The organism is Streptomyces sp. ICC4 (assembly GCF_003287915.1).
Lineage (GTDB): Bacteria > Actinomycetota > Actinomycetes > Streptomycetales > Streptomycetaceae > Streptomyces > Streptomyces tritrimontium.
The window spans coordinates 4,614,310-4,640,053 of record NZ_CP030286.1; the positions used below are offsets into that span (position 1 = coordinate 4,614,310).

Sequence of the window (25,744 nt, forward strand, 5' to 3'; positions counted from 1 at the left end):
CGATGAGCATCCGCAACTCTCTGCGTACCCTCGCGGCCGCCGGCCTGGTGCTCGCCGCCGTCGGCGTGAGCGCCGGAACGGCCTCGGCGGCGGGCAAGGACGGCTGGCTCACCTCGGGCGAGATCGGCCTGTTCTGCCAGGAAGGCCAGAGCAACTCGGTCTTCGACCCGTACGTCACGGACGAGGACTTCCAGAACGACTGCTTCGTGGGCTCCCGCAGCTGCTCCGGGCACACGACGAACGACTGGACCGAGTCCTACTCGAACCAGGACACCAAGCGCTGGTCCGTGCACACCGACTGGTACGGCTACGGCGCCTACGTCAACGCGGGCGCCAAGGGCAATCTCCCTTCCCCGTACTGGGACCAGCTTTCCTCGGCGTACTGCAACGTCTGATCCGGTCGGGCCCCACACGTGAACATGGCTGCTCCGCCCGTAAGCGCCGGGCGGAGCAGCCATTCACGTATCGTAGACGTTCCCCCAACGGAGTCACCATGTTCTCGCCACGTCCCGTGCCGACCGCAATGACCGTTTCCGCCACGATGCTCGTGCTGCTGCTCTCCGGCTGTTCGGACGCGGGTGACGGCGGGGGCGGAGGCGGAAAGGAGCCGGCCGCGGAGGCCGCCCGGATCCAGTTGGAAAGCAAGGACCTCCTCTACCCGCTCGCCGGCCATCTGTCGACACCCCAGCAGCACGCCGTGCTCGACGTGGCCCAGGACATCCTGATCGACCAGTGCATGAAGCGCTACGGACTCCGGTACGAGCAGCGGCAGAAGGCGGATCCGGCCGCCACGGCGGACGAGTTCCTCCATTTCGGCGTCTCCAGCGAGTCCGACGCCGCGCGGTACGGGCACGCGAACCCGCGGATCGCCAAGGAGAAGCCCCCGCAGCCGCCCATGGGCCCCAATGAGCGGCTGATTCTCGCCGGTCCCGAGGCCGACATGTCCAAGCCCGGGCCGAAGAGCCAGGTGGACGATCCGCTGAAGGCGCCGAGCCAACTGGGCCTGAAGGCAGCGGAACTGAACGGTCCGCGGTGATCGAGCAGAACGCCGAGATGCTGGACCTGGCGAAGAAGCAGCACGAGGAGCGGATGCGGCTGGCCGCCACGCTGACCGGTTCGGGAGCCTGATCGGCGTGGTGCTCGATCGGCTCCGGAGCCGGATCGGCTCCGGAGCCCGAGTGGCTCAGCGGTGTCCGGCGGGACGGGCCCCGATGCGATGGTGAACCGAGAGGATACAGATCTGGAGACGCGAAAGGTCACCCCCATTTGATCCGCATGTTCTCCATGTGGAACTTCACGGTGCGGTGGTGACTTTACAGCTGTTCGGCGATCTCCTGGTTGGACGGACCACAGGCCATCAGGCCGAACAGGAAGGGATCGGGACACGGGGGCGCCCGGCGGAGAATCTGGCATATGTCGAAGAACGTCGTGCACCGTTTATCGGATTCGCCAGTCCACTCCTTCGGAAAGGTCAATGCCGCGGCCCCGGCGGGGAATTCCTCACGTCAGCGGACGCAGCCTGGACGGACCGTGCGCGGAGGCCCGGTCGGACGCGTACGGGGAAGCGGGCGCGAGCGGGGATTCAGCGGAGGCTGCGCTCAGGGCGCTGCCGGCCCGCCACGCCGCCCAATCGAGGTTCCAGTCGCCGAATCCGTTGTCGAAAGGCGTCATCCGCTCCCCACCGCTGTTCACCACCGACACCACGTCCCCCTCCCGGACGGTGTTGAAGAACCAGGCCGCGTCCGCCGTGCTCATGCCCGTGCAGCCGTGGCTGACGTTCTCCTCGCCCTGGGCCTCGACCGACCAGGGCGCGGCGTGCACGTACTCGCCGCTCCACGTCACCCGGGTCGCGTAGAAGACGGGCAGGTCGTAGAACTCGCTCGTGCCGCGCTTGATTCCCACGGTGTCCCCGCGCATCCGGACCTTGTACTCCTTGCCCAGGACGACCTTGACCCCGCTGCGCGTCAGGAACCCGGCCTTCCCGGTGGTCACCGGGATCGTCCGCAGGACCGTGCCGTTGCGCCGTACGGTCATCTCGTGCGCGGCGGCGTCGGTGACCGCCTCGATCCGCTCCCCGATGGTGAACCGCAGGGGCTCCGAGGCCCCGCCGAACTCCCGGTCCGCGACTTCGACCCCGTCGAGACCGCTGAGCACGCTCACCACGGTGTGGGCGGGCCAGTACGAGCGGGGCCGGTAGTGCAGCGTCGAGTCGTCGACCCAGTGCCAGGCCCCCTCGACCGCGGGCTCCGAGGTGACCTGCAGCGCCCGCTCCAGCCGGGCCCGCGCGGCCGGATCCGCGGCGGGGACCGGGTGACTGAGGGAGGCCGTCACGATCTGCCCCGCGCCGTAGACGCCGGGCTTCGGCCCGAACTCGACGGTGAGCCTGCCGTCCTCGGTCGCCGGCGCGGTCCGGAACGCCATGGTCACACCGACCGGGGTGCCCGCCGCGTCCTGGGCGCCGACCCGGACCGTGTAGGTCTCTCCGGCCCGCAACGGCTCGGTGTTCGCCCAGCGGTGGCCCCGGGCCCCGAGGGCGCCGCCCACGTACCGCCCGTGGCCGTCGTGGACGGTCACGTACGTGAGCAGGCCCGGCCCGGCGAGGGTGATCTCGAGGGGGCTGGCGGCATCGGTGGGCAGCACGACCGTGGGCGCCGCCGCACGGGCGGCGCCGCCGGAAGAGGGGTCGCGCACCACGGAGCCCGCCCCGCGCGCGGTGGCCCGCACCAGGCGCTGTTCCAGCCCGCCGCACAGTTCGGCCCGCAAGGCCTCCACCGCGCACCGCCGACCGCCCTTGTCCAGGACCCGGCCGACCAGCAGCTCCACGGAGGCCGCCGCGCCGCCTCCGCTCCTCTGCTCGTCATCGGGCTGGGGCGCCGCGGCGACGACGAGCAGCGCCCCGGCCAACGCCCCGGCCACGCTCCACGTCCTGCCCTGTCGCCTCAGTCGTACGCGGTGTGTCGACGGCATCATCGTCACGCAGCCCTCCCAGATCGCCTTCGGCCGGATGGCAGCATCAAAACGATTTCCGGGCATCCTGATGATCATGAACTCGGCCCGTGGGGCCGAACGGGCACCGAAGAGAACTCGTACGGAGCAAACGAGCGACCGGATCGTCAGGGCGAGGACCGGACCGCCACCGGGGCGAAGGACAGGGAGTGGCGGACGGTTTCGGGGCCGCGGACGCGGGTGCCGAAGACCACCAGTTCGCAGGCGCCCGTCGCGCGGCAGTCGACGGCCCGGCCGTCGATGGAGGTGAAGGCCGACGACAGGGCGACCTCCTCGTCGACCCGCCCGTCGTCGGTGGTCGCCGGCGGCCTGCTGCGGGGGCGGCAGCCGAGGGTGTCGGAGGAGCCGGCGGCGCACTGCATGACCAGGGAGTGGTACCGGGGCTCGTACCCCTTGCCCGTCGCGCGCACCGTCTGTCCGTCAACCAGTTCCTCGGCCGGGTGCACGCGCAGGGTGGGCGGCGCCTCCGGGCCGCCGTGCGGGCGGAAGCGCAGCGGGACGGAGGCGAGCACGGCCCCGTCGTTGTCCGTCAGGGCCAGGGTGCAGGAACCGCCGGCGGATGCCGTGCGGCAGTCGAAGTCCCCCGCGGGCGCACCGAGTCGTGCGTAGAGCTTCTTCGGCGAGGGCCGGTAGGTGCCGTCCGGAAGGACGCGGAACTGGCGGCCCGTGGCATCGTCGCAGGTGGCCGCCGAGGCCGAGGGGCCGCACTGCTTGACCCACACGTACGCCTTGGGCGGGCCGCCCGCGATCGTGAACGTGACGATGTCCCCGTCCAGCAGCCCCGCGGTCCGCTCGACCTCCAGGCGCGCCGGGCCGGTGGAGCTGGTGGAGGCGGTGGAGGCGGCGTCCGGTGCTCGTTCCACCGATTTCGGCCGGAACCGGCCCCCACCGGGGGTGGTGGCCGACGCGGGCCCGATGCCCTCCGGCGCGCTCCAGTCGTCCGCGCCCGCCTTCCGCACGGTGTGGCAGAGGGAACCGCCGGAGGTGAACCACACCTCCAGATCGCCCGCCGCGTTCTCGGCCGCGCTGACGGGTCCGCTCCCCGGGCTCGCGGCCGTGTCGCCCACCCGCCGCCACGGCCCGTACGGACCGTCCGGCGCGACCTGCTCCCGGTGCCATGCGAAGCCCGGGTGCGCCGGGCCCGCGGCGGCGGAGAAGAGCCGCACCTGGCTGATCCGGCCGTCGCGGCGGTCCACCGAGACCAGGCTTCCCGGTACGGCCGCGCCGGCCGGGCCCCGAGCGCCGGGATCGGCGGCGCCGGGATCAACGGTGCCGGGATCGGCGGCGCACGCGACGGAGCCGGGACCGGCCGCCCGGGCCGCCCCGGGACCCGCCGCGATCCCCGCGCAGGCCAGCGCCAGCGCGAGCGCACCGCGCACCAGCACCCCGGACCGGCCGCCCCGCGGCCCCTTGCGCCCTGATTCCATCGGCCCCCGCCTTCCCCCGGCCGGCCCGCCCGGCCGGGGGAGCATCCTCAACGGCGCGGGCCGTCCCTCGCCAGCCCGCCTTTTTGGCCAGCCGGCCGTGCGGGAGGAGAGGCCGGGCCGATCAGGCGGAGTCCGCCGATCCCCCGGCGAGGGAGATCTCCCTGTCCACCGCGGGGACCTCCGCGTGCCGGCCCATCAGGACCAGCCGCTCCCGGTAGTGGACCAGCGCGTCGACGAGCAGGTCGGTCCGTTCGGGTTCCAGCGCGCACATGCGCCGGGCCGCCGCAACGGACTCGGCGTGCAGGGCCAGAGCCGTCCGCGGGTCCCCGGAGAATTCCTGGCGGCTGTACTCCCGCAGCGCCACGGCGAGGCGGGGCAGATAGGCGAGCGGACTCACGTCGACCAGCACGCGGTAGGCCGCGACTTCCTCCTTGGCGAGCAGCTCCCACGATGCGAGGAGAGCCACCCGGGCTCGCAGCACGGCGTTGTGATTGATGTGCGAAGAGGAGTTCATGACGGAGATTCTGAGATCTGGACAGGGCCCCGAACAAGAGAAATCGGATGTGCCGTCAGTCCTACGAAAACACCGTCTGACCTGTCATGATGGAACCGTCATCACCCCTGCGCCGGTGAATACGGGCCCTCGGTCGGTGGTGTCAGACCGTGAATTCCGCCGGACAGTCAAGACCGCCGGACAGCGAAGACACCCAAGACAGCCAAAACCGTCAGACCGCGAATGCCGTCGTGATCACCAGCGGCGGGTTCGCCCGCTCCGCCGACCACGTGCGACTGGCGGCGAATTCCGCGTCGACCACACCGAACGCCTCCTCCACCGTCGGCCGGTGCTGAACGACGTTCCGGAATCCGGCACGCTCCAGCAGGGGCGGACAGGCGTCCACGGGCCACGCGTGGTTGGCCATCTCCTGCCAGGTTCCGTCCGAACGCCGGAGCCGTACGGCCAGCGCGTCGCCCGGGCCGTACTCCCAGCCCGGCTCGCCGATGCGCAGTGAGGCGTACTCCGTGCCGCTGCACGCGGGATCGGTGGCCAGCAGCACGAGCGGGGCTCCGGGCCGCAGGAGCCGATGGATCTCCCGGAACACCGAGAGCACCGCCGCCTCGGTCGGCAGGGACGCCAGTACGTGATTGCACATCACCGCGTCGGCGCCGCCGTCCGGGAGGCAGACAGTGCGGTCGCCGTCGACCAAGTGGAATTCGGCCACGGCCGTTCCGGAGCCGCGGGCCAGCGCCAGCATCTCGGGCGAGGTGTCCACGCCCAGTACCCGCGCTCCGAGCAGCCGGGCCGCGTGGTCGGCCACCTTGCCCGGCCCGCAGCCGTAGTCCACCAGGACGTGCCCGCTGTCGATCTTCCGGGCCAGGGCCCGGAAGACGAACGGGTACCCGAGCAGCCAGTCCGTGGCCGCCTCCACGGCGGCGAAGGCCTGCGCGCCATCCCGCCCGGACCACGCGACGTGCTCCCGCGCACCCGCGGCGTCCCCGCCGCCCGCACCGGCTTGCCCGGTTCCTTCTGGCCAGTCGTTCACGCTCCCCACTATCGGGCCAGGACGGCCCGGACGGCGCGCTACGACACGGAGGCGATGTACGGTGCCCGGTGCGACCGGCCGGGGGACCCGGCGGCCGTGAACAGGACCGGCACGATACGAGGCAAGAGGTGTGGGCGATGACCGACGCGGCAGTGGTGATCCGCGCGTTGCGGGAACTGGCGCGGGAGCGGCCGGACGAGGTCGAGCTGCTCGACGGGTTCACGGACGCCGAACTGGACTCCTGGCCGGTGGAGGTGCCGGACGGGCCGCGGGCCGTGCTGCGGGAGATCGGCGGGGTGGAAACGGAGGACGAGCAGTACGCGTTCGGACCGCGCGGCCGGCAGGTCTTCGCGGACGGCTACTGGACGCTCGGCGACCTCGACTTCGGTGAGGGCTCGCTGGTCGTCGGCGTCGGGACGGGGGACTGGGGGCCGGTCGTGTCCCTGTATCCCCACCGGCAGGACGACCGGGAAGTCACCGTCGAGGCACCGGAGTTCCTCGACTGGCTGGCCGCCCTCGCGGTCCGTCTCGCCGACGGCTCGCAGCCCCCCGCGGCGCGGGTCTTCGTCGACGCCGTCCCGAGCGTCGGCGTGGCCGAGGGCGGGGACGCGGAGCTCGCCGCACTCGTCGGGCGGGGGGATCCGCTCACCGATGTGGTCGACCTGCGCGAACTGCCCGACTACCCGTGCGGCGTGGCCTGGGAGCCGTACTTCTCCACCTCCTGGGGCACGGCCGACACCGGCAGCAGCGACGTCCTGATCAGCCTGGCCGGAGGCGGCCGGGCGCTGCTCCTGCGGTCCGTCGTCAGCGGGGACTTCCTCGGCCGCCCGGTGCGCCGCCCCGCCCTGCCCGCGGACGCCGCACACCGCGCGGTGGCCGAACTGCGCGAACTGGCCGACCGCCACCCGGAGTTCGTCGTGCTCGACGCCGGTTGCACGGAATCCGCCCTGGACGCCTGGCCCGTCACGGTCCCCGAGGACATCCGGGTGCTGCTCCGGGAGATCGGCGGGGTCACCGTCACGGGGCTGCCCCCGCTGCGCCTGCTGCCCGGCGCTCCCGAACTCGCCGTGGACCCCGAGCTCCACCGGATCCTGGGCGGGGACGGCACGTACTGGCCGCTCGCCGAGATCCGCCACGGGCGCGGGCGTGCGCTCGCGCAGGTCCGCATCGACCCGGCGACGGGCCGGTGGGGGTACGTGGTCTCCGTCCCCGCCGAACCGGCGGAGCTCCGGGAGTGGCCCGAACTCAAACTGGTCGCCGAGTCGCTGCCGGCCCTGCTGCTCGCCTTCGCGCGGCGGGCCCGGCAGGAGGCCGCGACCGCGGCATCCGCCGCCGCGACCGGCCCGGCCGCCGTCCTGCGGGTCTCCGGCGGCGGGGGATGGCTGTTCCCGAACACCGGCGAGCCGTGGCCGCGGCCGGCGCCCGCCGTCGCATGGGCTTCCTCGGCCGATCCGCTGCTGGCGGCCGCGGCCGCCGATCTCCCCGACGGCGCGCACGCGGCCGACCTGCGGGAGGTGCCGATCCCGAGCGACCTGTGTTTCCACCGCGTGCGCGAGTGGCCGCACACGGCCCGGCTGGACCGGCTGTACTTCCCGGCGGGCGGCCGGCTGGCCGCGGCGGTGCCGCTGACCGGGTGAGCCGCGCGGCGGCAGGCCCGCGCGGCACCCGTACGGCCCGGGGCCGTTACCGGTCCGGCGCCCGTTCGGCCGTCTCGGCGAGGCGCTTGACGGCCGCGAGGCGCCGGTCCCAGTCGGCGGCGAGCGTGGCCATCCACCGCGCCGTCGCGTCCAGGGCCGCGGGCCGCACCGTGTACCGGACCTCGCGCCCGACCCGGTTGCCGGAAACGAGTCCGGCGGCGTCCAGGACGGTGAGGTGCTTGACCACCGCTTGCCGGGAGACGGGGAGGTCCTCGGCGAGCGTCGTCGCCGTCACCTCGCCCCGGGCGGCGAGCAGGTCGAGCAGCTTGCGCCGCGTCGGGTCGGCCAGCGCGGAGAGGACGTTGTCCACCTCCGCGCCGGTGCCGGGCCGTTCCTCCGTCACGCGGGCGGCTGTTCGGCGCGCTTCGCGAAGGCGGCGAGCACCTGCGGCCAGCCGCCGGTGTTGTCCTTCAGCGCCTTGCCGCGCAGCTCCTCGGAGCCGGCCAGCGCCGCGAACCCGCTCTCGACGACGCGCAGCCGCGTCTTGTCGCCCTCCCTGCTCAGGCTGAACTCCACCAGGGTGCTGTTGTCCTCGCGCAGCTCCTGTCCGGGGAACGCGCTGGCCCACCGGTAGGCGAGGTACGTCGGCGGGTCGACCTTCTCCACGCGCACCGGGAAGTCGCCGTACTCGGCGTTGCGCGCCACGAGTGACTCGCCTTCCTTGGCCACGGTGCCCGCCACGCTTCCTTCGTCGGCGACCCAGAAACCGGGCTCGGCCACCAGGGACCAGACCCGCTCCAGGGACGCTTCGATCAGTGTTTCGCGCTCGATCCGATCCGTGCTCATCAGGTGACTCCTTCGTCGCCGCGATTGGATGCAACTCCAGAGTTGCACGTCATTCGAGCTCGCGCAACCTGTGGGTTGCGCGAGCTCGGCGGCGTGGCGGTCGCGCGCCCGGGTCCGGCGTCAGCGGTCAGCCGCGGGTCCAGCGGAAGTCGACCTCCGGGTAGCGCGGGGAAGGGCTGTTGAGCAGGGGAGAGGGCCGGCCCTTCAGGAACCGGTCGAAGCACAGGCGGGTGTAGGTCCGGATCAGCTCGGTCGAGCGGGCCGGAGCCAGGGTGCCGAGCAGTTCGGCGTACAGGTCGGCCGGCCAGGCCTCCGCCAGGCCGCCCGGAACGGCGAAGTGCGGCAGATCGGTGAAGGTCAGGTGCCCGGTGCCGCCCGCCCTCAACTGGCGGCCCCAGCCGCGCTGGTGCTCGCGCCAGCGCCGCCAGGTGTCGTGGTCCTCCAGTGCGGTGAGCAGCAGGTACGGCCGGTCCAGCCCGAGATCGGCCACGGGGGAGCCGAACAGGGCTCCGTCGAGGTTGACTCCGACGGCGAACCGCTCGTCCACCCGCAGGAGTTCGGCGGCGGCGGCCCCGCCCATGGAGTGACCGGCGACCCCGATCCGGCGGGGGTCCGCGCGGGGCCCGTGGCGCCGGCGGGTCAGGGTCGTGGCGACGAACCGGAGGTCGCCGACCCGGGCGGCTATCTCGAGCCGTTCCTGGCGGTCCCAGTCGTCGGACTCCTCGGGCAGCACGCTGTGGACGGCCCGCCCGCCGGGGAACTCCACCACCGCCGCGTCGTAGGTGTGGTCGAGGGCCGCGACCAGGTAGCCGTACGAGGCGAGTTCCTCGGCCAGGGCGGTGCAGTTGCTCCGCCCGCCCTTGCGTCCGTGCCCGAGGAGCACCAGCGGCAGCGCCCCCGGCACGGCCGGAGCGCCGGTCCGGGCGTGCGGGCGTACGGCCGCCAGGGTGCCCGGCCTCAGCGGCAGGCCGGCCTCCAGCGAGGCGGCCACCGCGCCCGTGGTGTACGGGGCCCGGCGGTGGCCGGCGGTGGTGAGCGCCGGGTACCAGAGCTGCACCATCAGCTCGCGCGGCCTGCGGTCCGGCGCGAGCGGATCGTCGCGGTCGCGGTCGACCAGGTGCAGGTCGACGGTGCCCACCGGCTGCCGGGAAGTGGGGGCGGGGAGGTCGATGACCCGCCCGGCGGTCTGGGCGGCCCGCGCGGGTGCGGAGGGCAGGGCGATCGCCCCGGCGCCGATGCCGGCGATGACCAGGAGGGACCTGCGCGTGACCATCGAAACCCCAAGAGGACTGCGTGCGGCGGAAGATGACGGGGGCTCACCCTAGAAGGTCTGGACCATTCTGCCTAGACCGTCCGGCCCGCGGGCGGCGCGGCCACCCGCACCTCGCCGGAGCCGGCCGCACCCCGGGCCCCCACCACCCGCGCGCCCCCTCCCCCGGCGGGGAGGACGCGGAGGCGGCGCTGCCCGGGGCGCTGGCCGGGGGCGGCCTGCCCCCGCCGGGCGTGCGCGACGTCAACGCCGACGGGACATCCACACACCCCAACGACCGCACCGGGGTCTCGGCCCACCCCCAGACGCAGTCCCCGGCCATGAGCGTCGTACGGGACGACGCGCGCGGGCTCCCGGCCGCGGAGCGCGATCCGGCACGGGAGGAGGAGCCCCGCCCGGCCCCGGTGGCCGCGCTCCGGCCGCGCGGATCCGGCGGCGGGGTCCCCCGTACGCCCGTCCCGGGGGCGGCCTCCGTCTCCGGTACGGCCGCTGTGGGCGGCGCGGTGGGCCCGGCGGGTCCGGCGGGTCCGGCGGGTCCGGCCGGCTCCGTCACCGAACTGCCGCGCCGGGTCCGGCAGGCGAGCCTCGTCCCGCAGCTGCGCGAAGCGCCCGAACCCAAGGCCCCGGCCGGTGTGCGGGGGCCCGGGGACCCGCCCGGGCGCAGCCCCGAACAGGCGCGGGACCGGATGGCGGCGTACCGGGCCGGCTGGGTGCGCGGCACCCGGGCCGGTGCCCACGACAACTCCCCCCACGCAGGCAGTGAAGGCGAAGGAGAACGGTGATGATCGAGCACCAGAGGATCGACCTCGACGGGGTCCGCAGGTCCGGCGAGCTGGACTGGCTGCTGGACGACCTCGTGGTCCGGGTCCGCGAGGTCCGGCACGCGGTGGTCCTGTCCAACGACGGCCTGGCGGTGGGCGCCTCCAGCGCGCTCAGCCGGGAGGACGCCGAACACCTGGCGGCGGTGGCCTCCGGCTTCCACAGCCTGGCCAAGGGCGCGGGCCGGCACTTCCACGCCGGGGGCGTGCGCCAGACGATGGTGGAGATGGACGAGGGATACCTCTTCGTGGCCGCCGCGGGCGACGGCTCCTGTCTGGCCGTGCTCAGCGGGGCGGGAGCCGACATGGGGCTCATCGCGTACGAGATGGCCCGGCTGGTCAAGCGGGTCGGCGAGCACCTGTACACCCCGGCCCGGTTCGCGGCGCGCCCGCCGGCCGCCGGTTGAAGGCGGCGGCCTTGAGCATGAACGGCCAGTGGTACGACGCCGACGCGGGCCCGCTCGTCCGTCCGTACGCCATGACCGGCGGGCGCACGAAGCCGGGACCCCACGGGGTCCGCTTCGACCTGATCGCGCTGGTCGTCGTGGACCCGGCGGGGACGGACGAGGTGTCCGAGTCGCTGCTGGGCCCGGAACACCGGGCGCTGCTCGGCCTGTGCCGCGACGAGACCCAGTCGGTGGCGGAGCTCGCGGCGGACGCGGACCTGCCCGTGGGCGTGGTGCGGGTGCTGCTCGGGGACCTGCTGGAGGCCGGGCACGTCAAGGTCAGCCGGCCGGTGCCGCCGGCGCAGCTGCCGGACGAGCGGATTCTGCGTGAAGTCATCGAGGGATTGCGAGCGCTGTGATGGGACTGCAGGACAACGGGGCGGCGCCGGCCGCCGAGGGCGGAGAGGAACTGGCCGCGCTCGCGCTGAAGATACTCGTGGCGGGCGGCTTCGGCGTGGGCAAGACCACGCTGGTCGGCGCGGTCAGCGAGATCCGGCCGCTGCGGACGGAGGAACTGCTCAGCGAGGCGGGGGAGCTGGTCGACGACACGGGCGGGGTCGACCAGAAGACGACGACGACGGTGGCCATGGACTTCGGGCGGATCACCATCAGGTCCGGGCTGTCGCTGTACCTGTTCGGGACGCCGGGGCAGGACCGCTTCTGGTTCCTGTGGGACGAGTTGTCGCAGGGCGCGCTGGGCGCGGTGGTGCTCGCCGACACGCGGCGGCTGGAGGACTGCTTCCCGGCGGTGGACTACTTCGAACACCGGCGGATCCCCTTCGTGGTGGCCGTGAACTGCTTCACGAGCGCCAGGCGGTACGGGGCCCACGAGGTGTCGCGGGCGCTGGACCTGGATCAGGGGACACCGGTGGTCCTGTGCGACGCGCGGGACAAGGACTCGGGAAAGGAAGTGCTGATCCGGCTCGTGGAGTACGCGGGGCGGGTGCACACGGCGCGGCTGCTGGAATCGGTGGAGCCGCAGGCCGATTCGGTGTGAACCGGCCTGCGGGCGTGGACTCGGACTCGCGCCCGGACTCGGGCGGGGCCTCAGTCCGCGATGTCGGCCGCCGAGATCACCTTGTCGATGCGGACGCGGACGAGGAGTTCGCCGGGCACGGCGTTGCGGCGGCCGAAGGCCTCGGCGCGCTCCTGCCCCATGTAGCGGGAGCCGATCCTGGTCGCCCAGGCGAGGAGCCCGTCGGGGTCGTCCGCGTGGTCGGTGATCTCGGCGCGGCCCTGGAGGACGACGTAGGAGAACGGCGGGCGCTCGTCGTCCACGCAGAGCGAGACGCGGCCGTCACGGGCCAGATTGCGCCCCTTGACGGTGTCCTTCCCGGTGTTGAACAGGAAGGAATCCCCGTCGAGAACGAACCAGATGGGAGCGATGTGGGGGCTTCCGTCCTCGCGGACGGTGGCGAGCTTTCCGGTGCGGGTGGCATGGGAGACGAACTCCCGCCATTCCTCTTGAGTCATCTTCTTCACCATGGGTCCATCCTCCTTGCCGGAAAGCCCCTGGTGGGGAAGGCTGGCGGGACGAGTACGCGGGGTGGGGCGCGGCCGTGTCGGCCGCGTCGACGGGGAGGGACTTGATATGGCGCTGGACAAGCAGCTCGACTGGCTGCTGGACGACTTGACGCGGCGGGTGCAGCAGGTCCGGCACGCCGTGGTGCTCTCCAACGACGGCCTGGTGACGGGCGCGAGCGCGGGGCTGGCACGGGAGGACGCGGAGCACCTGGCGGCTGTCGCGGCGGGCCTGCAGAGCCTGGCGAAGGGCTCGGGACGGCACTTCAGGGCGGGCGAGGTGCGCCAGACGATGGTGGAGTACGACGAGGGGGTCCTCTTCGTCATGGCGGCGGGCGCGGGCAGTTGCCTGTGCGTTCTGAGCGCCGCCGAGGCCGACATCGGTCACGTGGCGTACGAGATGACCCTGCTGGTGAACCGGGTGGGCGAGCACCTGGGTGTCGCGGAACGACGGATCACAGGCGGCTGACCAGGCATTTCGCGGGTTGTCCACAGGCTCCGCGGGATGTCGTCGCGCTCGGTTACGGTCTTCACACACAGTAATCACTTCTGGTGGGGAGAGCGTAATGACGTACATGACGAACACGACGAACATGGCGCACGCGACGCACGCGACGCACGCGACGCACGCGACGCACGCGAAGCACGCGACGCACGCGACGCACGCGAAGCACACGACGCGGGCGGTGCCGGCGGCGCGGGCGGGAGCGGTCGACGGACTGCTGGGCGGTGGGCAGGCCGCGGGGGAACTGGGGCTGGGCCGGGCCGAGTTCGCCCGTGCCGTCCAGCTGGGCATCGTGCGCGCCGGTCCGCCCGGGCCCGGCGGATCCGCGCGCTTCACCAGGACCGAGCTCGACCGGGTCCGGTCGGCCGGGGAATTCCCGCGGGCGCTGCTCGAGCGGGTGGAGACGGTGGCGGGGGCGGAGGCTGCGGCCGCCGCGCTGGGAGTGGGCCCGAGCCGGTTCACCCGGCTCGCGCGCTGTGGGCACATCGCTCCGGTGGGATACCGGATCAACCGCTACCGGGCGGTGGTGTGGCTCTATCTGGCCTCGGAGCTACGGGACTTCGCGGCCCGGGAGCCGGGGATGCTGCGCGGGAGCGCGCCGCCGGCGGACCGGGAGCTGATGGAGGCCGGGACGGATCTCCGCCCGAGGCGCTGGCGCGAGCGGCACGTCGGGCTGCTGCTCGGCCGCACCGCCGACCCCTGGGAGCGGGCGGCCGTGCTGGCCTCGGTGCTCCCGGAGGAGGAGGTCCGGGAGGCCGTGCCCGATCCGGCGGAGCGGATCGTGCTCGCCGCGCTCGCCCCGCCCCCGCCCTACGGGCATCCCCAGGTCCCGGCGGCGGCCGCCGTGGCGTCGCGGCTGCTGTGCGCGGAGCCGCCGGACGAGACCGGCCGGTACCGCACCAGCCTGGACTTCGCCCTGACCGGCGCCCGGGGTCAGTCGAAGTCGACGGGTGAGAGGGGGCCGACGTAGACCCAGGCCCCGTCCACGCGGGAGAAGGCGCTGTGCTCGTGCAGCGAGCCGGTGTGCCGGCCCTCGCGGTAGTGCGCCCGGAACTCCACCGAGCCCTCCGTCTCGAACATCCCGCCGCGCTCGGTCGCCAGGATGTCCAGCCGCTCCCAGCGCTGGCCGGGATCGAGATCGAGAGCGCCCGGCCGGGTCGAAGGGTGCCAGGAGCGCAGGAGATGGGCGGTGTCGCCGACGGCGAAAGCGCTGAACCGGGACCGCATCAGCAGCTCGGCGGTGGGCGCCTGCCGCTCACCGGAGTGGAAGCGGCCGCAGCACTCCGGGTAGGCGGCGGGCAGCCCGCAGGGACAGGGGAGGGCCGGGGTGGGCATGGGTGCACTCAGTTCTTCGGGAACGGGTCGGACGGCTGCGGTGATCCGGTCTACTGCGGCGACACGGCCGGCGTGCCGTCCTTCGCGCCGTACGGCCGGAAGAGACCCTCCTGGACCACGGAGACCAGCAGCCTGCCCTCGAGGTCGTAGATGCGGCCGCGCGCCAGGCCCCGGCCACCGTGCGCGATGGGCGACTCCTGGTCGTACAGGAACCACTCGTCCGTCCGGAAGGGCCGGTGGAACCACATGGCGTGGTCCAGGGAGGCCATGTCGAAACCGCGCATGCCCCACAGGGGCTCCACGGGGATGCGCACGGCGTCGAGGAGGGTCATGTCACTGGCGTAGGTGAGGGCGCAGGTGTGCACGAGCGGGTCGTCGCCCAGCGGGCCGACGGCGCGCATCCACACCGCGCTGCGCGGATCGGCGTCCTTGAGCTGCTCGGGGGTCCAGCGGAGCCGGTCCACGTAGCGGATGTCGAAGGGCTGGCGGCGGGCCATCCGCTCCAGCGCCTCGGGCAGTGCGCCCAGGTGCTCGCGGATCTCGTCCACGACCTTCGGGAGCGTGTCCGGGTGCGGGAAGTCGAGGCGGGGAGGCAGCTGGTGCTCGATGCTGCCCTCCTCCGGGTGATGGAAGGAGGCGGTCAGATTGAAGATGGTCTTGCCCTGCTGGACCGCGGTGACCCGGCGCGTGGTGAAGGAGCGCCCGTCGCGCACCCGCTCCACCTGGTACACGATCGGCACCCCGGGGATGCCGGGGCGCAGGAAGTACGCGTGGAGGGAGTGGACGGGCCGGTCGCTCTCGGTGGTGCGGCCGGCCGCCACCAGCGCCTGGCCGGCGACCTGGCCGCCGAAGACGCGCTGGAGGGACTCCTGGGGGCTCGCGCCCCGGAAGATGTTGACCTCGATCTGCTCCAGGTCGAGCAGATCGACCAGCCTCTCGGCGGGGTTCGTCATCAGAGGATCTCCACTGTCGGGCCCGGCGGCCACGGTGGCGCCGGTCGGTTGCGGGCAGGGCCCCCGCCCGGACGGGGTCCGGGGGAGGTCAGAGCTGGCCGAGCTCGCCCACCGAGGTGACGCGGATGACGGCCCGGGCCTCCTCGTCGGAGGCGGCCAGGTCGACCTCGGCGCTGATGCCCCAGCCATGGTCCCCGTTGGGGTCCGCGAAGGTCTGGCGGACGCGCCACAGGCCGTGCGCCGCATCCTCCTCGATCTGGAGCAGCTTGGGGCCGCGCGCGTCGGGGCCGGTGCCCAGGTCGTCGTACTCGTCCCAATAGCCGTCCAGCGCTTCGCCCCAGGCGTCGGCGTCCCAGCCGGAGTCCCCGTCCAGCTCGCCCAGCACGTTGACGTGGTCCAGGGCGGCCAGCTCGACACGGCGGAACATGGCGTTGCGGACCAGGACGCGGAAGGCGCGGGCGTTCGCTGTGACCGGCTTGACCTGGTCGGCCCTCTCCTGGGCCTGCTCCGCCGTCTCCACCTCCGGGTTCGCCAGCTGCTCCCACTCGTCGAGCAGGCTGGAGTCGACCTGGCGGACCAGCTCGCCGAGCCAGGCGATGAGGTCCTGGAGGTCCTCGGACTTGAGGTCGTCGGGGATCGTGTGGTCCAGCGCCTTGAAGGCACCGGCCAGGTAGCGCAGCACGATGCCCTCGGTGCGGGCGAGTTCGTAGAAGGAGGTGAACTCGGTGAAGGTCATCGCGCGTTCGTACATGTCGCGGATGATCGACTTCGGGGAGACCGGGTGGTCGCGGACCCACGGGTGGCTCTTGCTGTACACGTCGTAGGCGTGCAGGAGGAGCTCTTCGAGCGGCTTGGGATAGGTGACGTCCTGGAGCCGCTCCATCCGCTCCTCGTACTCGATCCCGTCGGCCTTCATCTGGCCGACCATGATCCCGCGTTCCTTGTTCTGCTGGGCCGCGAGGATCTGGCGCGGGTCGTCGAGCGTGGACTCGACGACCGAGACCATGTCCAGCGCGTAGGAGGGGGACTCCGGGTCCAGCAGGTCGAAGGAGGCGAGCGCGAAGGTGGACAGCGGCTGGTTCAGCGCGAAGTCCTGCTGGAGGTCGACGGTGAGGCGGATCGTGCGGCCCTCGGCGTCGGGGGTGTCGAGCTTCTCGACGACACCGCCGTCCAGCAGCGAGCGGTAGATGGCGATGGCCCGGCGGATGTGGCGCAGCTGGGCCTTGCGCGGCTCGTGGTTGTCCTCGAGCAGGTGGCGCATCGCCTTGAAGGCGTCGCCGGGCCGGGCGATGACCGACAGGAGCATGATGTTGGTGACCTTGAAGCGCGAGGTCAGCGCCTCCGGGTCGGCGCCGATGAGCTTCTCGAAGGTGGTGTCCGACCAGGCGACGAAGCCCTCGGGAGCCTTCTTGCGGACCACCTTGCGGCGCTTCTTCGGGTCGTCGCCCGCCTTCGCCAGGGCCTTCTCGTTCTCGATCACGTGCTCGGGCGCCTGGGCCACCACATAGCCGGCGGTGTCGAAGCCGGCCCGGCCCGCTCGGCCGGCGATCTGGTGGAACTCGCGGGCGCGCAGCGTGCGGACCCGGGTGCCGTCGTACTTGGTCAGCGCGGTGAACAGCACCGTACGGATCGGGACGTTGACGCCGACGCCGAGGGTGTCGGTGCCGCAGATGACCTTCAGCAGGCCGGCCTGGGCCAGCTTCTCCACCAGGCGGCGGTACTTGGGCAGCATGCCCGCGTGGTGCACGCCGATGCCGTGGCGGACGTAGCGCGAGAGGTTCTGGCCGAACTTGGTGGTGAAGCGGAAGTTGCCGATCAGCTCGGCGATCTTGTCCTTCTCCTCGCGGGTGCACATGTTGATGCTCATCAGCGACTGTGCCCGCTCGACGGCCTGCGCCTGCGTGAAGTGCACGATGTAGACCGGGGCCTGCCGGGTCTCCAGCAGCTCGGTGATGGTGTCGGTGATCGGCGTCGTGACGTACTCGTACGACAGCGGGACGGGCCGGGTCGCGGAGCGGACCACCGTGGTGGGCCGGCCGGTGCGCCGGGTCAGGTCCTCCTCGAACCGCTTCATGTCGCCGAGCGTCGCGGACATCAGCACGAACTGCGCCTGCGGCAGTTCCAGGATCGGGATCTGCCAGGCCCAGCCGCGGTCCGCCTCCGCGTAGAAGTGGAACTCGTCCATCACGACCTGGCCGATGTCGGCGTACTTGCCGTCGCGCAGGGCGATCGAGGCCAGCACCTCGGCGGTGCAGCAGATCACCGGGGCGTCCGAGTTCACCGAGGCGTCGCCGGTCAGCATGCCGACGTTCTCGGTGCCGAAGAGCTTGCAGAGGTCGAAGAACTTCTCGGAGACCAGCGCCTTGATGGGGGCGGTGTAGAAGGTGACCTTGTCCTGGGCCAGCGCGGTGAAGTGCGCGCCCGCCGCGACCAGGCTCTTGCCCGAGCCCGTCGGGGTGGACAGGATCACGTTCGCGCCCGAGACGACCTCGATCAGCGCTTCCTCCTGCGCCGGGTACAGGGTGATGCCCTGGTCCTCCGCCCACGAGGAGAAAGCCTCGAAGAGGGCATCGGGGTCGGCGTTCGGCGGGAGCTGATCAATGAGGGTCACACCCCCCATCTTGCCTGGCTTCCCCCCGGATGAGGGAACCGGCGGACGGATGGAAGATCATCGACGGTACGCTGTGCCGTCGATGCGGCCCGAACGACACCGTCGGCAGGGCCCGACCAGCACACCACCGGGGCGGGGAACGACCATGATGGGTCCGGCGCACTCACTGTCCGGGGCAGCGGCCTGGCTGGGGGTGGGCGCGGCAGCCGCGGCCTCCGGGCACCCGATGCCCTGGCCCGTCCTCGTCGTCGGCGCGCTGATCTGCGCCGGAGCCGCACTCGCCCCCGACCTCGACCACAAGTCGGCGACGATCTCCCGGGCCTTCGGCCCGCTCTCGCGCGGCCTCTGCGAGGTGGTCGACAAGATCTCCTACGGGGTCTACAAGGCCACCCGGGCCCCGCGCGACGCCCGCCGCACCGGCGGCCACCGCACCTTGACCCACACCTGGGTCTGGGCCGTCCTGATCGGCGCGGGCTCCTCCGCGCTCGCCGTCACCGCCGACCGGTGGGGCGTGCTCGCACTGCTCTTCGTCCACCTGGTCCTGGCCGTCGAAGGCCTGCTGTGGCGGGCCGCCCGCATGTCCAGCGACGTCCTGGTCTGGCTGCTCGGCGCGACCAGCGCCTGGATACTGGCCGGGGTGCTCGACCAGCCCGGCAACGGCTCCGGCTGGCTCTTCACCGGCCCCGGCCAGGAGTACCTGTGGCTCGGCCTGCCGATCGTGCTCGGCGCCCTGGTCCACGACATCGGCGACGCCCTGACCGTCTCCGGCTGCCCGATCCTGTGGCCCCTGCCCATCGCGGGCAAGCGCTGGTACCCGATCGGCCCGCCCAAGATGATGCGCTTCCGCGCCGGCAGCTGGGTGGAGCTCAAGCTCCTCATGCCGGTGTTCATGCTGCTCGGCGGCGTCGGCGGAGCCTCGGCCCTCGGCCTCTTCTAGTGCTGTGACCGGAAGGGGCCTCCGGTTCCTCCGCTTCCTCCGGCTTTCGCATCGAGGCCCCGTGTTCCCCCGCGGTCGCGGGGGAACACGGGGCCTCGTACGTGCACCGGCACAGGACCCGGGGGCGGGTCACCCGTGCCAGGAGCGCCACAGGGCGGCGTACGCGCCGTCCGCCGCGACCAGGGCGTCATGCGAGCCGAGCTCGCTGATCCGCCCGCCCTCGACCACCGCGATCACGTCCGCGTCGTGCGCGGTGTGCAGCCGGTGCGCGATCGCGATCACCGTACGGCCGTCCAGCACCCGGGCCAGCGAACGCTCCAGGTGCCGGGCCGCGCGCGGGTCCAGCAGCGAGGTGGCCTCGTCCAGCACCAGGGTGTGCGGATCCGCCAGCACCAGCCGGGCCAGCGCGATCTGCTGGGCCTGCGCCGGAGTCAGCGCCGCGGCGCCCGAGCCGACCTCGGTGTCCAGACCGGAGTCCAGCGCCCGCGCCCAGTCCTGCGCGTCGACCGCGCCGAGCGCCTCCCACAGCTCCTCGTCCCCGGCCTCCGAACGGGCGAGGCGCAGGTTGTCGCGCAGCGAGCCCACGAACACGTGGTGCTCCTGGTTGACCAGGGCCACGTGCTGGCGCACCCGCTCCGCCGGCATCCGCGACAGGCGCGCCCCACCGAGGGTGATCTCGCCGGTCCGGGGCGCGTAGATGCCCGCCAGCAGCCGGCCCAGCGTCGACTTGCCCGCGCCCGAGGGCCCGACCAGGGCCATCCGGGTGCCCGGCGGCACCGACATCGACACCTGGTGCAGGACGTCGACGCCCTCCCGGTAGCCGAAGTGCACCTGGTCCGCCCGGACGTCGCGGCCGTCCGGGGAGAGCGAGGCGTCCCCCGCGTCCGGCTCGATCTCCCGCACGCCCACCAGCCGGGCCAGCGAGACCTGCGCGATCTGCAACTCGTCGTACCAGCGCAGGATCAGGCCGATCGGGTCGACCATCATCTGCGCGAGCAGCGCGCCGGTGGTCAGCTGGCCCACCGACATCCAGCCCTGGATCACGCAGTACCCGCCGATCATCAGCACCGAGCCGAGGATCGTCACGTACGTGACGTTGATGACGGGGAAGAGGACCGTCCGCAGGAACAGCGTGTACCGCTCCCACGCCGTCCACTCCTTGATCCGCTGGTCCGACAGCTCGATCCGGCGCCCGCCGAGGCGGTGCGCCTCGATGGTGCGGCCCGCGTCCACCGTCTCGGTGAGCACCGCCGCGACCGCGGCGTAGCCGGCGGCCTCCGAACGGTAGGCCCGGGGCGCCCGCTTGAAGTACCAGCGGCAGCCGATCACCATGACCGGAAGCGCCACCAGCGCCGCCAGCGCCAGCGGCGGGGCGGTCACGGCGAGCGCTCCGTAGAGCAGCCCCGCCCAGACCACGCCGATCGCCAGCTGCGGCACGGCCTCGCGCATCGCGTTGGCCAGCCGGTCGATGTCGGTGGTGATCCGCGAGAGCAGGTCTCCGGTGCCCGCGCGCTCCAGGACGCCCGGCGGCAGGCCCACCGACCGCACGAGGAAGTCCTCGCGCAGGTCGGCCAGCATCTCCTCGCCGAGCATCGCCCCGCGCAGCCGGACCATCCGGACGAACAGGGTCTGGACACCGAGTGCCAGCGCGAACAGCAGCCCCACGCGCCCCAGATGGAGTTCGCGGGCTCCCTCCGTGAGCTGGTCCACCACCTGGCCCAGCAGGTACGGGCCCACCATGGAGGCGACCACCGCGACCGTGTTGACCGCCACCAGGGCCACGAAGGCCCGCCGGTGGCGGCGGAACAGGCCGCGCACGTAGTCCCGTACGGTCGCCGACGTGCCCACGGGCAGGGTCGCTGCCGTTTCGGGGGCCGCCGGATCGTATTGCGGCGGCGCCACGCCGATCATGCGGATTCCTCGATCTCTGTCAGTACGGATTCCCTGTGCGAGAGCCGCTGTTCGTCCTCGGTCTCGCGGGTGACGACCGCGCGGTAGCGCGGATCGCCGTGCAACAGCTCGCGGTGGGTGCCGCTCGCCACGACCGAGCCCTCGTGGACGAGGACGACCCGGTCGGCGCGGTCCAGCAGCAGCGGCGAGGACGCCAGCACCACCGTCGTGCGCCCGGCGCGCAGGTCAGAGATCCCGTCCGCGATCCGCGCCTCGGTGTGCGAGTCGACCGCGGAGGTCGGCTCGTCCAGCACCAGCACCTCGGGGTCGGTGACCAGCGAGCGCGCCAGGGCGAGCCGCTGGCGCTGGCCGCCGGACAGCGACCGGCCGCGCTCGGTGATCCGGGCGTCCATCGGGTCGTCCACCCCGTCGGGGGCGGACTGCAGCAGGGCGTCCAGTACGTCCGTGCACTGGGCCGCCGCGAGGGCCTCGCGCGGGTCGACCGCGCCGGAGGCCGGTACGTCGAACAGCTCGCGCAGCGTCCCGGACAGCAGGACCGGGTCCTTGTCCTGTACGAGGACCAGCGTGCGTGCCGTGTCGAGCGCGAGCTCGTCCAGCGCGACCCCGCCCAGCAGGACGGAGGGGCCGGCCGCGGCGTCCATCGGATGCCCGCCCAGCCGCTCCGCGAGCCGGCCCGCCAGGTCCGGGTCCCCGCACACCACGGCCGTGAACCGGCCCGCCGGGACGAGCAGCCCCGTCTCCGGGTCGTACAGGTCGCCGCCGGGGGCGGGCGGCCGCGCGGAGCCGGAGCCCGCCGCGTCCTTGCCCGCGTCCGCGTCCGTGTCCGTGTTCGCATGCGTGTCCGGGTCCGTCCGCGTCAGCGACAGCACCCGGGCGGCCCGCTTGGCGGAGGGCCGCGAGAAGGAGTACGCCATCGCGATCTCCTCGAAGTGCCGCAGCGGGTAGAGCATGGTGGCGACGGCGCTGAAGGCGGCGACGAGTTCGCCGACCGCGAGCCGGCCGTCCAGGACGAGCGCGGACCCGTACCAGACCACCGTGATCAGCAGCACGCCCGGCAGCAGCACCTGGATCGCGGAGATCAGCGCCCACATCCGGGCACTGCGCACGGCCGCCTTGCGGACCTCCTGCGAGGCCTCGCGGTAGCGGCTGAGGAAGAGCTCCTCGCCGCCGATGCCGCGCAGCACCCGCAGGCCCGCCACGGTGTCCGAGGCCAGCTCGGTGGCCCGGCCCGCCTTCTCCCGCTGGACGTCGGCGCGCTGGGTGGCGCGCGGCAGCAGGGGGAGGACGGCGAGCGCGAGGACCGGCATGCCGAGGGCCACGACCACGCCGATCGTGGGCGCGTAGAAGAGCAGGACGACACAGCCGAGGACCAGGGTCAGGGCGGCGGCCAGGAAGCGCGAGACGGCCTCGACGAACCAGCCGATCTTCTCCACGTCCCCCGTGGAGACCGCCACCACCTCGCCCGCCGCGACCCGCCGGGTCAGCGCGGAGCCGAGCTCGGCGGTCTTGCGGGCGAGCAGCTGCTGGACGCGCGCGGCGGCGGTGATCCAGTTGGTGACGGCGGTCCGGTGCAGCATCGCGTCGCCGAGCGAGATCGCGACGCCGAGCAGCGCGATCAGGCCGCCGACCCAGAGCAGCCGGTCGCCGTCGCGGTCCACGACGGCGTCGATGCCCAGGCCCACGGCGTACGGCAGTCCGGCGATGCCGCCGAAGTGGAGGAGCCCCCAGCACAGGCTTTTGGCCTGTCCGCCGAGTTGGCCCCGACCCAGCCACCAGAGGAAGCGGGGGCCGGAGCGAGCGTCGGGTACCCCTGGGTCCGGATACGGAAGATCGCTGATCTGCATGACGCCCCATGACTCGTCGAGTGGTCCAAACCGTGCAAGGTTCGCGTTCCGGACCGGTCCAGGGCAATCGATTTTCCGTTGGCCGAAGCCTTCCGCGTGAAGACCTGGGGCGTCAGGGGCGGGTGGCGCGCTCCAGCTCCAGCAGCGCCGAGTAGTAGCTGCGACCGGTGGCCCGGTCCATGCCCACCTCGCACATCCGGTTCGCCGACAGGTGCGCGTCGAACCATCGCGCCGTCACCTCGGCCGCCTCGCGCGCCGTCGCCGATCGCGTCAGCTCCGGGTGCAGCATGCCGCGGTCGCCCGCGAAGGCGCAGCACCCCGCGTCGTACGGGACCACCACCTCGTCCGCGCAGGCCTCGGCCACGGCCCGCAGGCTGCCCTCGTCGTCCAAGTGCCGCATCGAGCAGGTGGGGTGGAGGACCGCCGAGCCGACCGTGCGCCGGATCTCCAGGCGCGGCAGCAGCTCCTCGGCGGCCCAGACGATGGAGTCGACGATCCGCAGCTCGGCGTGGAGCGCCCGGTTGTCGTCGGTCAGGTAGAGGACCACCTCGTGGGCGATGCCCAGGGTGCAGGAGGACGCGTCGACCACGAGCGGGAGCCGGCCGCCGGCCGTCCAGCCCCAGGCTGCCGCCACGATCCGGTTGGCCATCACGCGGTTGCCCGCGTCGTAGCCCTTGGAGTGCCAGATCGTCGCGCAGCAGGTGCCGGTCACGTCCCGGGGGATCCACACCGGCTTCCCGGCCCGCTCCGACACCGCGACCACGGCCTCCGGCAGGGAGGGGCCGGCCATGCCGTCGGGTCCGCCGAAGATCCGGTTGACGCAGGCCGGGTAGTACACGGCCGCGGCGCCCACCCGCCGGGTCACGGGGAGCCTGCGGGCCGCGGCGCCGGGGATCTGCGGCAGCCACTCCGGGACCAGGTCCGGTCGTACGGCCTTGCGCGCGGCTCCCGTCAGGGCCTCCAGCACGCGGTCCCCGACGGTGTCGGTGATCTTGTCGGCGGCGGCCACGGCCAGCCGCGCGGCCGCTTCGACCGTCCGGAACCGCCGGGCGGCGAGCTCCGCGGCACGCTCCTCGCGCGGGCTGTGCCGGCGGTGGCGGAATTCCTTCATGAGGGCGCCGGTGTCGATGCCGACGGGGCAGGCGAGCTTGCAGGTGGAGTCGCCGGCGCAGGTGTCCACGGCGTCGTATCCGTAGGCGCCGAGGAGCCCGTCGAGCACGGGGGAGCCGGGCTGCTGGCGCATCATCTCGCGGCGCAGCACGATCCGCTGGCGCGGAGTGGTCGTCAGGTCCTCGCTGGGGCAGGTCGGTTCGCAGAACCCGCACTCGATGCAGGGGTCGGCGAGCGCCTCCACCCGCGGGATGGTCTTCAGGCCGCGCAGGTGCGCCTTCGGGTCGCGGTCGAGGAGGATCCGCGGGGCGAGCACCAGGTCGGGGTCGAGGACCCGCTTGGTGCGCCACATCAGCTCGGTGGCCCGGGGCCCCCACTCCAGTTCCAGGAAGGGGGCCATGTTGCGGCCGGTGGAGTGCTCGGCCTTCAGGGAGCCGTCGAAGCGCTCCACGGTGAGCCGGCAGAAGGCGTCCATGAAGGCGGCGTACCGGGCGACGTCGGCGGGTTCGGCGGCGTCGAAGGCGAGCAGGAAGTGCAGGTTGCCGTGGGCGGCGTGGCCGGCGACGGCCGCGTCGAACCCGTGCTCCGCCTGGAGTTCGAGGAGGGCCTCGCAGGCCTCGGCCAGCCGGGACGGGGGGACGGCGAAATCCTCGGTGATCAGGGTGGTGCCGGAGGCGCGGGCGCCGCCGACGGCCGTGACGAAGGCCTTGCGGGCCTTCCAGTGGCCGGAGATGGTCTTCGCGTCGCGGGTGAAGGCATTGGTCACCGAGGCCACCGGCGCCACCAGGTCCAGCCCGGCGGCCACCCGCGCGGCGCGCCGCTCGTACTCCGCGCGCCCGGCCTCGTCGGGCGCGCGGAACTCCACCAGCAGGGCGGTGGTGTCCTTGGGCAGCGAGGCCCAGTCGGCGGGTACGCCGGCGACGCTCACCGAGGCGCGCAGGGTGTTGCCGTCCATCAGCTCGACGGCCAGCGCCCCCGCCTCGTTGAAGAGCGGTACGGCGGCCGCCGCGGCGGGCAGCGAGGGGAAGAAGAGCAGCCCGCTGGTGAGCTCGCGGTCCAGCGGCAGGGTGTCGAAGACGACTTCGGAGATGAAGCCGAGCGTGCCCTCGGAGCCGACCATCAGCCCGCGCAGGATCTCCACGGGGGTGTTGCCGTCGAGGTAGGCGTCCAGGCGGTAGCCGGTGGTGTTCTTGATCTCGTACTTGGCCCGGATGCGGGCGACGAGCTCCGGATCGGCCTCGATCTCCCTCTTGATCTCCATGAGGCCGTGGCACACGGCGGGCTCGGCCCGCGCCAGCTCCTCGTCGGCCAGCGGGTCGGCGGTGTCGACGACGGTGCCGCTCGGCAGCACGAAGGTGAGCGAGGACAGGGTGCGGTACGAGTTCCTCGTGGTGCCCGCCGTCATGCCGGAGGCGTTGTTCGCGACGACTCCGCCGAGGGTGCAGGCGATGGCGCTGGCCGGGTCGGGGCCGAGCACGCGGCCGTGGCGGGCGAGCGCGGCGTTGGCCCGCAGCACGGTGGTGCCGGGCTGGATCCGGGCCCGGCGGCCGCCGTCCAGGACCTCGACGCCGGCCCAGTGGCGGCGGACGTCGACCAGGATGTCCTCGCCCTGGGCCTGGCCGTTGAGCGAGGTGCCGGCGGCGCGGAAGACCACCTCGCGCTGTTTTCCGTGGGCGTAGGACAGGACGGCGGAGATGTCGTCGATGTCCTCGGCGATCACGACGACCTCGGGCAGGAACCGGTACGGGGAGGCGTCCGAGGCGTAGCGGACCAGGTCGGAGACGTCTCCCAGCACCTTGCCGGCGCCGAGCAGCTCGGTCAGCTCCCGGCGCAGGGGCTCGGGGGTCCCGCCCGCCCGCCGGTCGGGCACCCGGTCGGGGGCGGGGCCGCTGACGGTGCGCGGGCGCAGTGCCCCGGGCTTCGGTTCCAGCAGCGGCATGTGCGTCCCTCCGACGGGCTCGGACTCGCTCGGGCTCCGGCGCGCTCACCCGTTCGGCGCAGCCCCGGCCCGTGCGTGGCCGGCTCC

At 73.1% G+C, this 25,744-nt stretch carries 24 protein-coding genes; 10 read left to right on the forward strand and 14 right to left on the reverse strand.

Annotation, left to right across the window (positions count from 1 at the left end):
- Positions 1-2 precede the first annotated feature (2 nt).
- Together DRB89_RS21370 and DRB89_RS21375 are read left to right on the forward strand one after the other, a co-directional pair.
- Positions 3-395 (forward strand): hypothetical protein, encoded by a 393-nt coding sequence (locus DRB89_RS21370; protein WP_112450943.1) that lies wholly within the window; start codon positions 3-5, stop codon positions 393-395.
- 128 nt (positions 396-523) lie between these two features.
- A complete protein-coding gene (locus DRB89_RS21375) occupies positions 524-1,036 on the forward strand; it encodes a hypothetical protein (protein WP_112450944.1) in 513 nt (170 codons plus the stop codon).
- A 464-nt stretch (positions 1,037-1,500) separates the two neighbouring features.
- Here DRB89_RS21375 and DRB89_RS21380 read toward each other — a convergent pair whose 3' ends face one another.
- From DRB89_RS21380 to DRB89_RS21395, 4 genes are all read right to left on the reverse strand, one after another.
- On the reverse strand, positions 1,501-2,916 hold the full coding sequence (locus DRB89_RS21380) for an Ig-like domain-containing protein (protein WP_239516272.1): 1,416 nt from the start codon (positions 2,914-2,916) through the stop codon (positions 1,501-1,503).
- A gap of 197 nt (positions 2,917-3,113) precedes the next feature.
- On the reverse strand, positions 3,114-4,433 hold the full coding sequence (locus DRB89_RS21385) for a neocarzinostatin apoprotein domain-containing protein (protein WP_112450945.1): 1,320 nt from the start codon (positions 4,431-4,433) through the stop codon (positions 3,114-3,116).
- A 121-nt stretch (positions 4,434-4,554) separates the two neighbouring features.
- Entirely contained in the window at positions 4,555-4,947 is a 393-nt protein-coding gene (locus tag DRB89_RS21390) for a hypothetical protein (protein ID WP_112450946.1), read from the reverse strand.
- A 211-nt stretch (positions 4,948-5,158) separates the two neighbouring features.
- Positions 5,159-5,974, reverse strand: a complete 816-nt coding sequence (locus DRB89_RS21395) for a class I SAM-dependent methyltransferase (protein WP_162688675.1) — start codon at positions 5,972-5,974, stop codon at positions 5,159-5,161.
- A 137-nt stretch (positions 5,975-6,111) separates the two neighbouring features.
- Between DRB89_RS21395 and DRB89_RS21400 the strand changes: the two genes are divergently transcribed.
- Complete coding sequence (locus tag DRB89_RS21400) at positions 6,112-7,611, forward strand: hypothetical protein (RefSeq protein ID WP_112463386.1); 1,500 nt, start codon at positions 6,112-6,114, stop codon at positions 7,609-7,611.
- A 46-nt stretch (positions 7,612-7,657) separates the two neighbouring features.
- Here the strand turns inward: DRB89_RS21400 and DRB89_RS21405 are convergent, their stop codons facing one another.
- From DRB89_RS21405 to DRB89_RS21415, 3 genes are all read right to left on the reverse strand, one after another.
- Complete coding sequence (locus tag DRB89_RS21405) at positions 7,658-8,014, reverse strand: metalloregulator ArsR/SmtB family transcription factor (RefSeq protein ID WP_112463387.1); 357 nt, start codon at positions 8,012-8,014, stop codon at positions 7,658-7,660.
- Positions 8,011-8,457, reverse strand: coding sequence for an SRPBCC domain-containing protein (locus DRB89_RS21410; RefSeq protein WP_112450950.1), 447 nt, complete (start codon positions 8,455-8,457; stop codon positions 8,011-8,013). The genes DRB89_RS21405 and DRB89_RS21410 overlap by 4 nt, the downstream gene beginning before the upstream one ends.
- A 127-nt stretch (positions 8,458-8,584) precedes the next feature.
- Positions 8,585-9,730 (reverse strand): alpha/beta hydrolase, encoded by a 1,146-nt coding sequence (locus DRB89_RS21415; RefSeq protein ID WP_112450951.1) that lies wholly within the window; start codon positions 9,728-9,730, stop codon positions 8,585-8,587.
- Positions 9,731-9,762: 32 nt separating this feature from the next.
- Here DRB89_RS21415 and DRB89_RS21420 point away from each other — a divergent pair, with 32 nt between their 5' ends.
- The 4 genes from DRB89_RS21420 to DRB89_RS21435 are packed head-to-tail and all read left to right on the forward strand — an operon-like array spanning position 9,763 to position 11,988.
- Positions 9,763-10,509: a hypothetical protein gene (locus DRB89_RS21420; protein WP_112463388.1), complete on the forward strand. Its 747-nt coding sequence runs from the start codon at positions 9,763-9,765 to the stop codon at positions 10,507-10,509.
- On the forward strand, positions 10,509-10,952 hold the full coding sequence (locus DRB89_RS21425) for a roadblock/LC7 domain-containing protein (protein WP_112449851.1): 444 nt from the start codon (positions 10,509-10,511) through the stop codon (positions 10,950-10,952). Before DRB89_RS21420 ends, DRB89_RS21425 begins: the two co-directional genes overlap by 1 nt.
- Positions 10,953-10,969: 17 nt before the next feature.
- Complete coding sequence (locus tag DRB89_RS21430; RefSeq protein WP_112449850.1) at positions 10,970-11,350, forward strand: DUF742 domain-containing protein; 381 nt, start codon at positions 10,970-10,972, stop codon at positions 11,348-11,350.
- Positions 11,350-11,988, forward strand: a complete 639-nt coding sequence (locus tag DRB89_RS21435; RefSeq protein WP_112449849.1) for an ATP/GTP-binding protein — start codon at positions 11,350-11,352, stop codon at positions 11,986-11,988. Before DRB89_RS21430 ends, DRB89_RS21435 begins: the two co-directional genes overlap by 1 nt.
- A gap of 50 nt (positions 11,989-12,038) precedes the next feature.
- Here DRB89_RS21435 and DRB89_RS21440 read toward each other — a convergent pair whose 3' ends face one another.
- Positions 12,039-12,476, reverse strand: a complete 438-nt coding sequence (locus DRB89_RS21440) for a PPOX class F420-dependent oxidoreductase (protein ID WP_112449848.1) — start codon at positions 12,474-12,476, stop codon at positions 12,039-12,041.
- 106 nt (positions 12,477-12,582) lie between these two features.
- On the opposite strand from DRB89_RS21440, the gene DRB89_RS21445 reads away from it, so the two are divergent.
- Together DRB89_RS21445 and DRB89_RS43075 are read left to right on the forward strand one after the other, a co-directional pair.
- A complete protein-coding gene (locus tag DRB89_RS21445) occupies positions 12,583-12,981 on the forward strand; it encodes a roadblock/LC7 domain-containing protein (protein ID WP_112449847.1) in 399 nt (132 codons plus the stop codon).
- Positions 12,982-13,078: 97 nt separating this feature from the next.
- Positions 13,079-13,987, forward strand: a complete 909-nt coding sequence (locus DRB89_RS43075; RefSeq protein ID WP_162688676.1) for a DUF6397 family protein — start codon at positions 13,079-13,081, stop codon at positions 13,985-13,987.
- Here the strand turns inward: DRB89_RS43075 and DRB89_RS21455 are convergent.
- The 3 genes from DRB89_RS21455 to DRB89_RS21465 form a co-directional block, all read right to left on the reverse strand.
- A complete protein-coding gene (locus DRB89_RS21455; protein WP_112449846.1) occupies positions 13,951-14,352 on the reverse strand; it encodes a YchJ family metal-binding protein in 402 nt (133 codons plus the stop codon). The genes DRB89_RS43075 and DRB89_RS21455 overlap by 37 nt on opposite strands.
- Before the next feature lie 50 nt (positions 14,353-14,402).
- Positions 14,403-15,305 carry an acyl-CoA thioesterase II gene (locus DRB89_RS21460; protein ID WP_112449845.1) on the reverse strand — a complete coding sequence of 301 codons (903 nt, stop codon included), beginning with the start codon at positions 15,303-15,305 and terminating at the stop codon, positions 14,403-14,405.
- A gap of 88 nt (positions 15,306-15,393) precedes the next feature.
- Positions 15,394-17,916 carry a DEAD/DEAH box helicase gene (locus tag DRB89_RS21465; protein WP_112449844.1) on the reverse strand — a complete coding sequence of 841 codons (2,523 nt, stop codon included), beginning with the start codon at positions 17,914-17,916 and terminating at the stop codon, positions 15,394-15,396.
- A gap of 145 nt (positions 17,917-18,061) precedes the next feature.
- Between DRB89_RS21465 and DRB89_RS21470 the strand changes: the two genes are divergently transcribed.
- Positions 18,062-18,853 carry a metal-dependent hydrolase gene (locus DRB89_RS21470; RefSeq protein WP_112449843.1) on the forward strand — a complete coding sequence of 264 codons (792 nt, stop codon included), beginning with the start codon at positions 18,062-18,064 and terminating at the stop codon, positions 18,851-18,853.
- Between the two features lie 129 nt (positions 18,854-18,982).
- Here the strand turns inward: DRB89_RS21470 and DRB89_RS21475 are convergent, their stop codons facing one another.
- The 3 genes from DRB89_RS21475 to DRB89_RS21485 all read right to left on the reverse strand — a co-directional run bounded on the left by DRB89_RS21475 (position 18,983) and on the right by DRB89_RS21485 (position 25,657).
- On the reverse strand, positions 18,983-20,764 hold the full coding sequence (locus DRB89_RS21475) for an ABC transporter ATP-binding protein (protein ID WP_112449842.1): 1,782 nt from the start codon (positions 20,762-20,764) through the stop codon (positions 18,983-18,985).
- On the reverse strand, positions 20,761-22,608 hold the full coding sequence (locus DRB89_RS21480; RefSeq protein ID WP_112449841.1) for an ABC transporter ATP-binding protein: 1,848 nt from the start codon (positions 22,606-22,608) through the stop codon (positions 20,761-20,763). The genes DRB89_RS21475 and DRB89_RS21480 overlap by 4 nt, the downstream gene beginning before the upstream one ends.
- A gap of 112 nt (positions 22,609-22,720) precedes the next feature.
- The gene (locus DRB89_RS21485; RefSeq protein WP_112449840.1) at positions 22,721-25,657 is read right to left on the reverse strand and encodes an FAD-binding and (Fe-S)-binding domain-containing protein; all 2,937 of its coding nucleotides are present in this window, start codon (positions 25,655-25,657) and stop codon (positions 22,721-22,723) included.
- Positions 25,658-25,744: the final 87 nt, after the last annotated feature.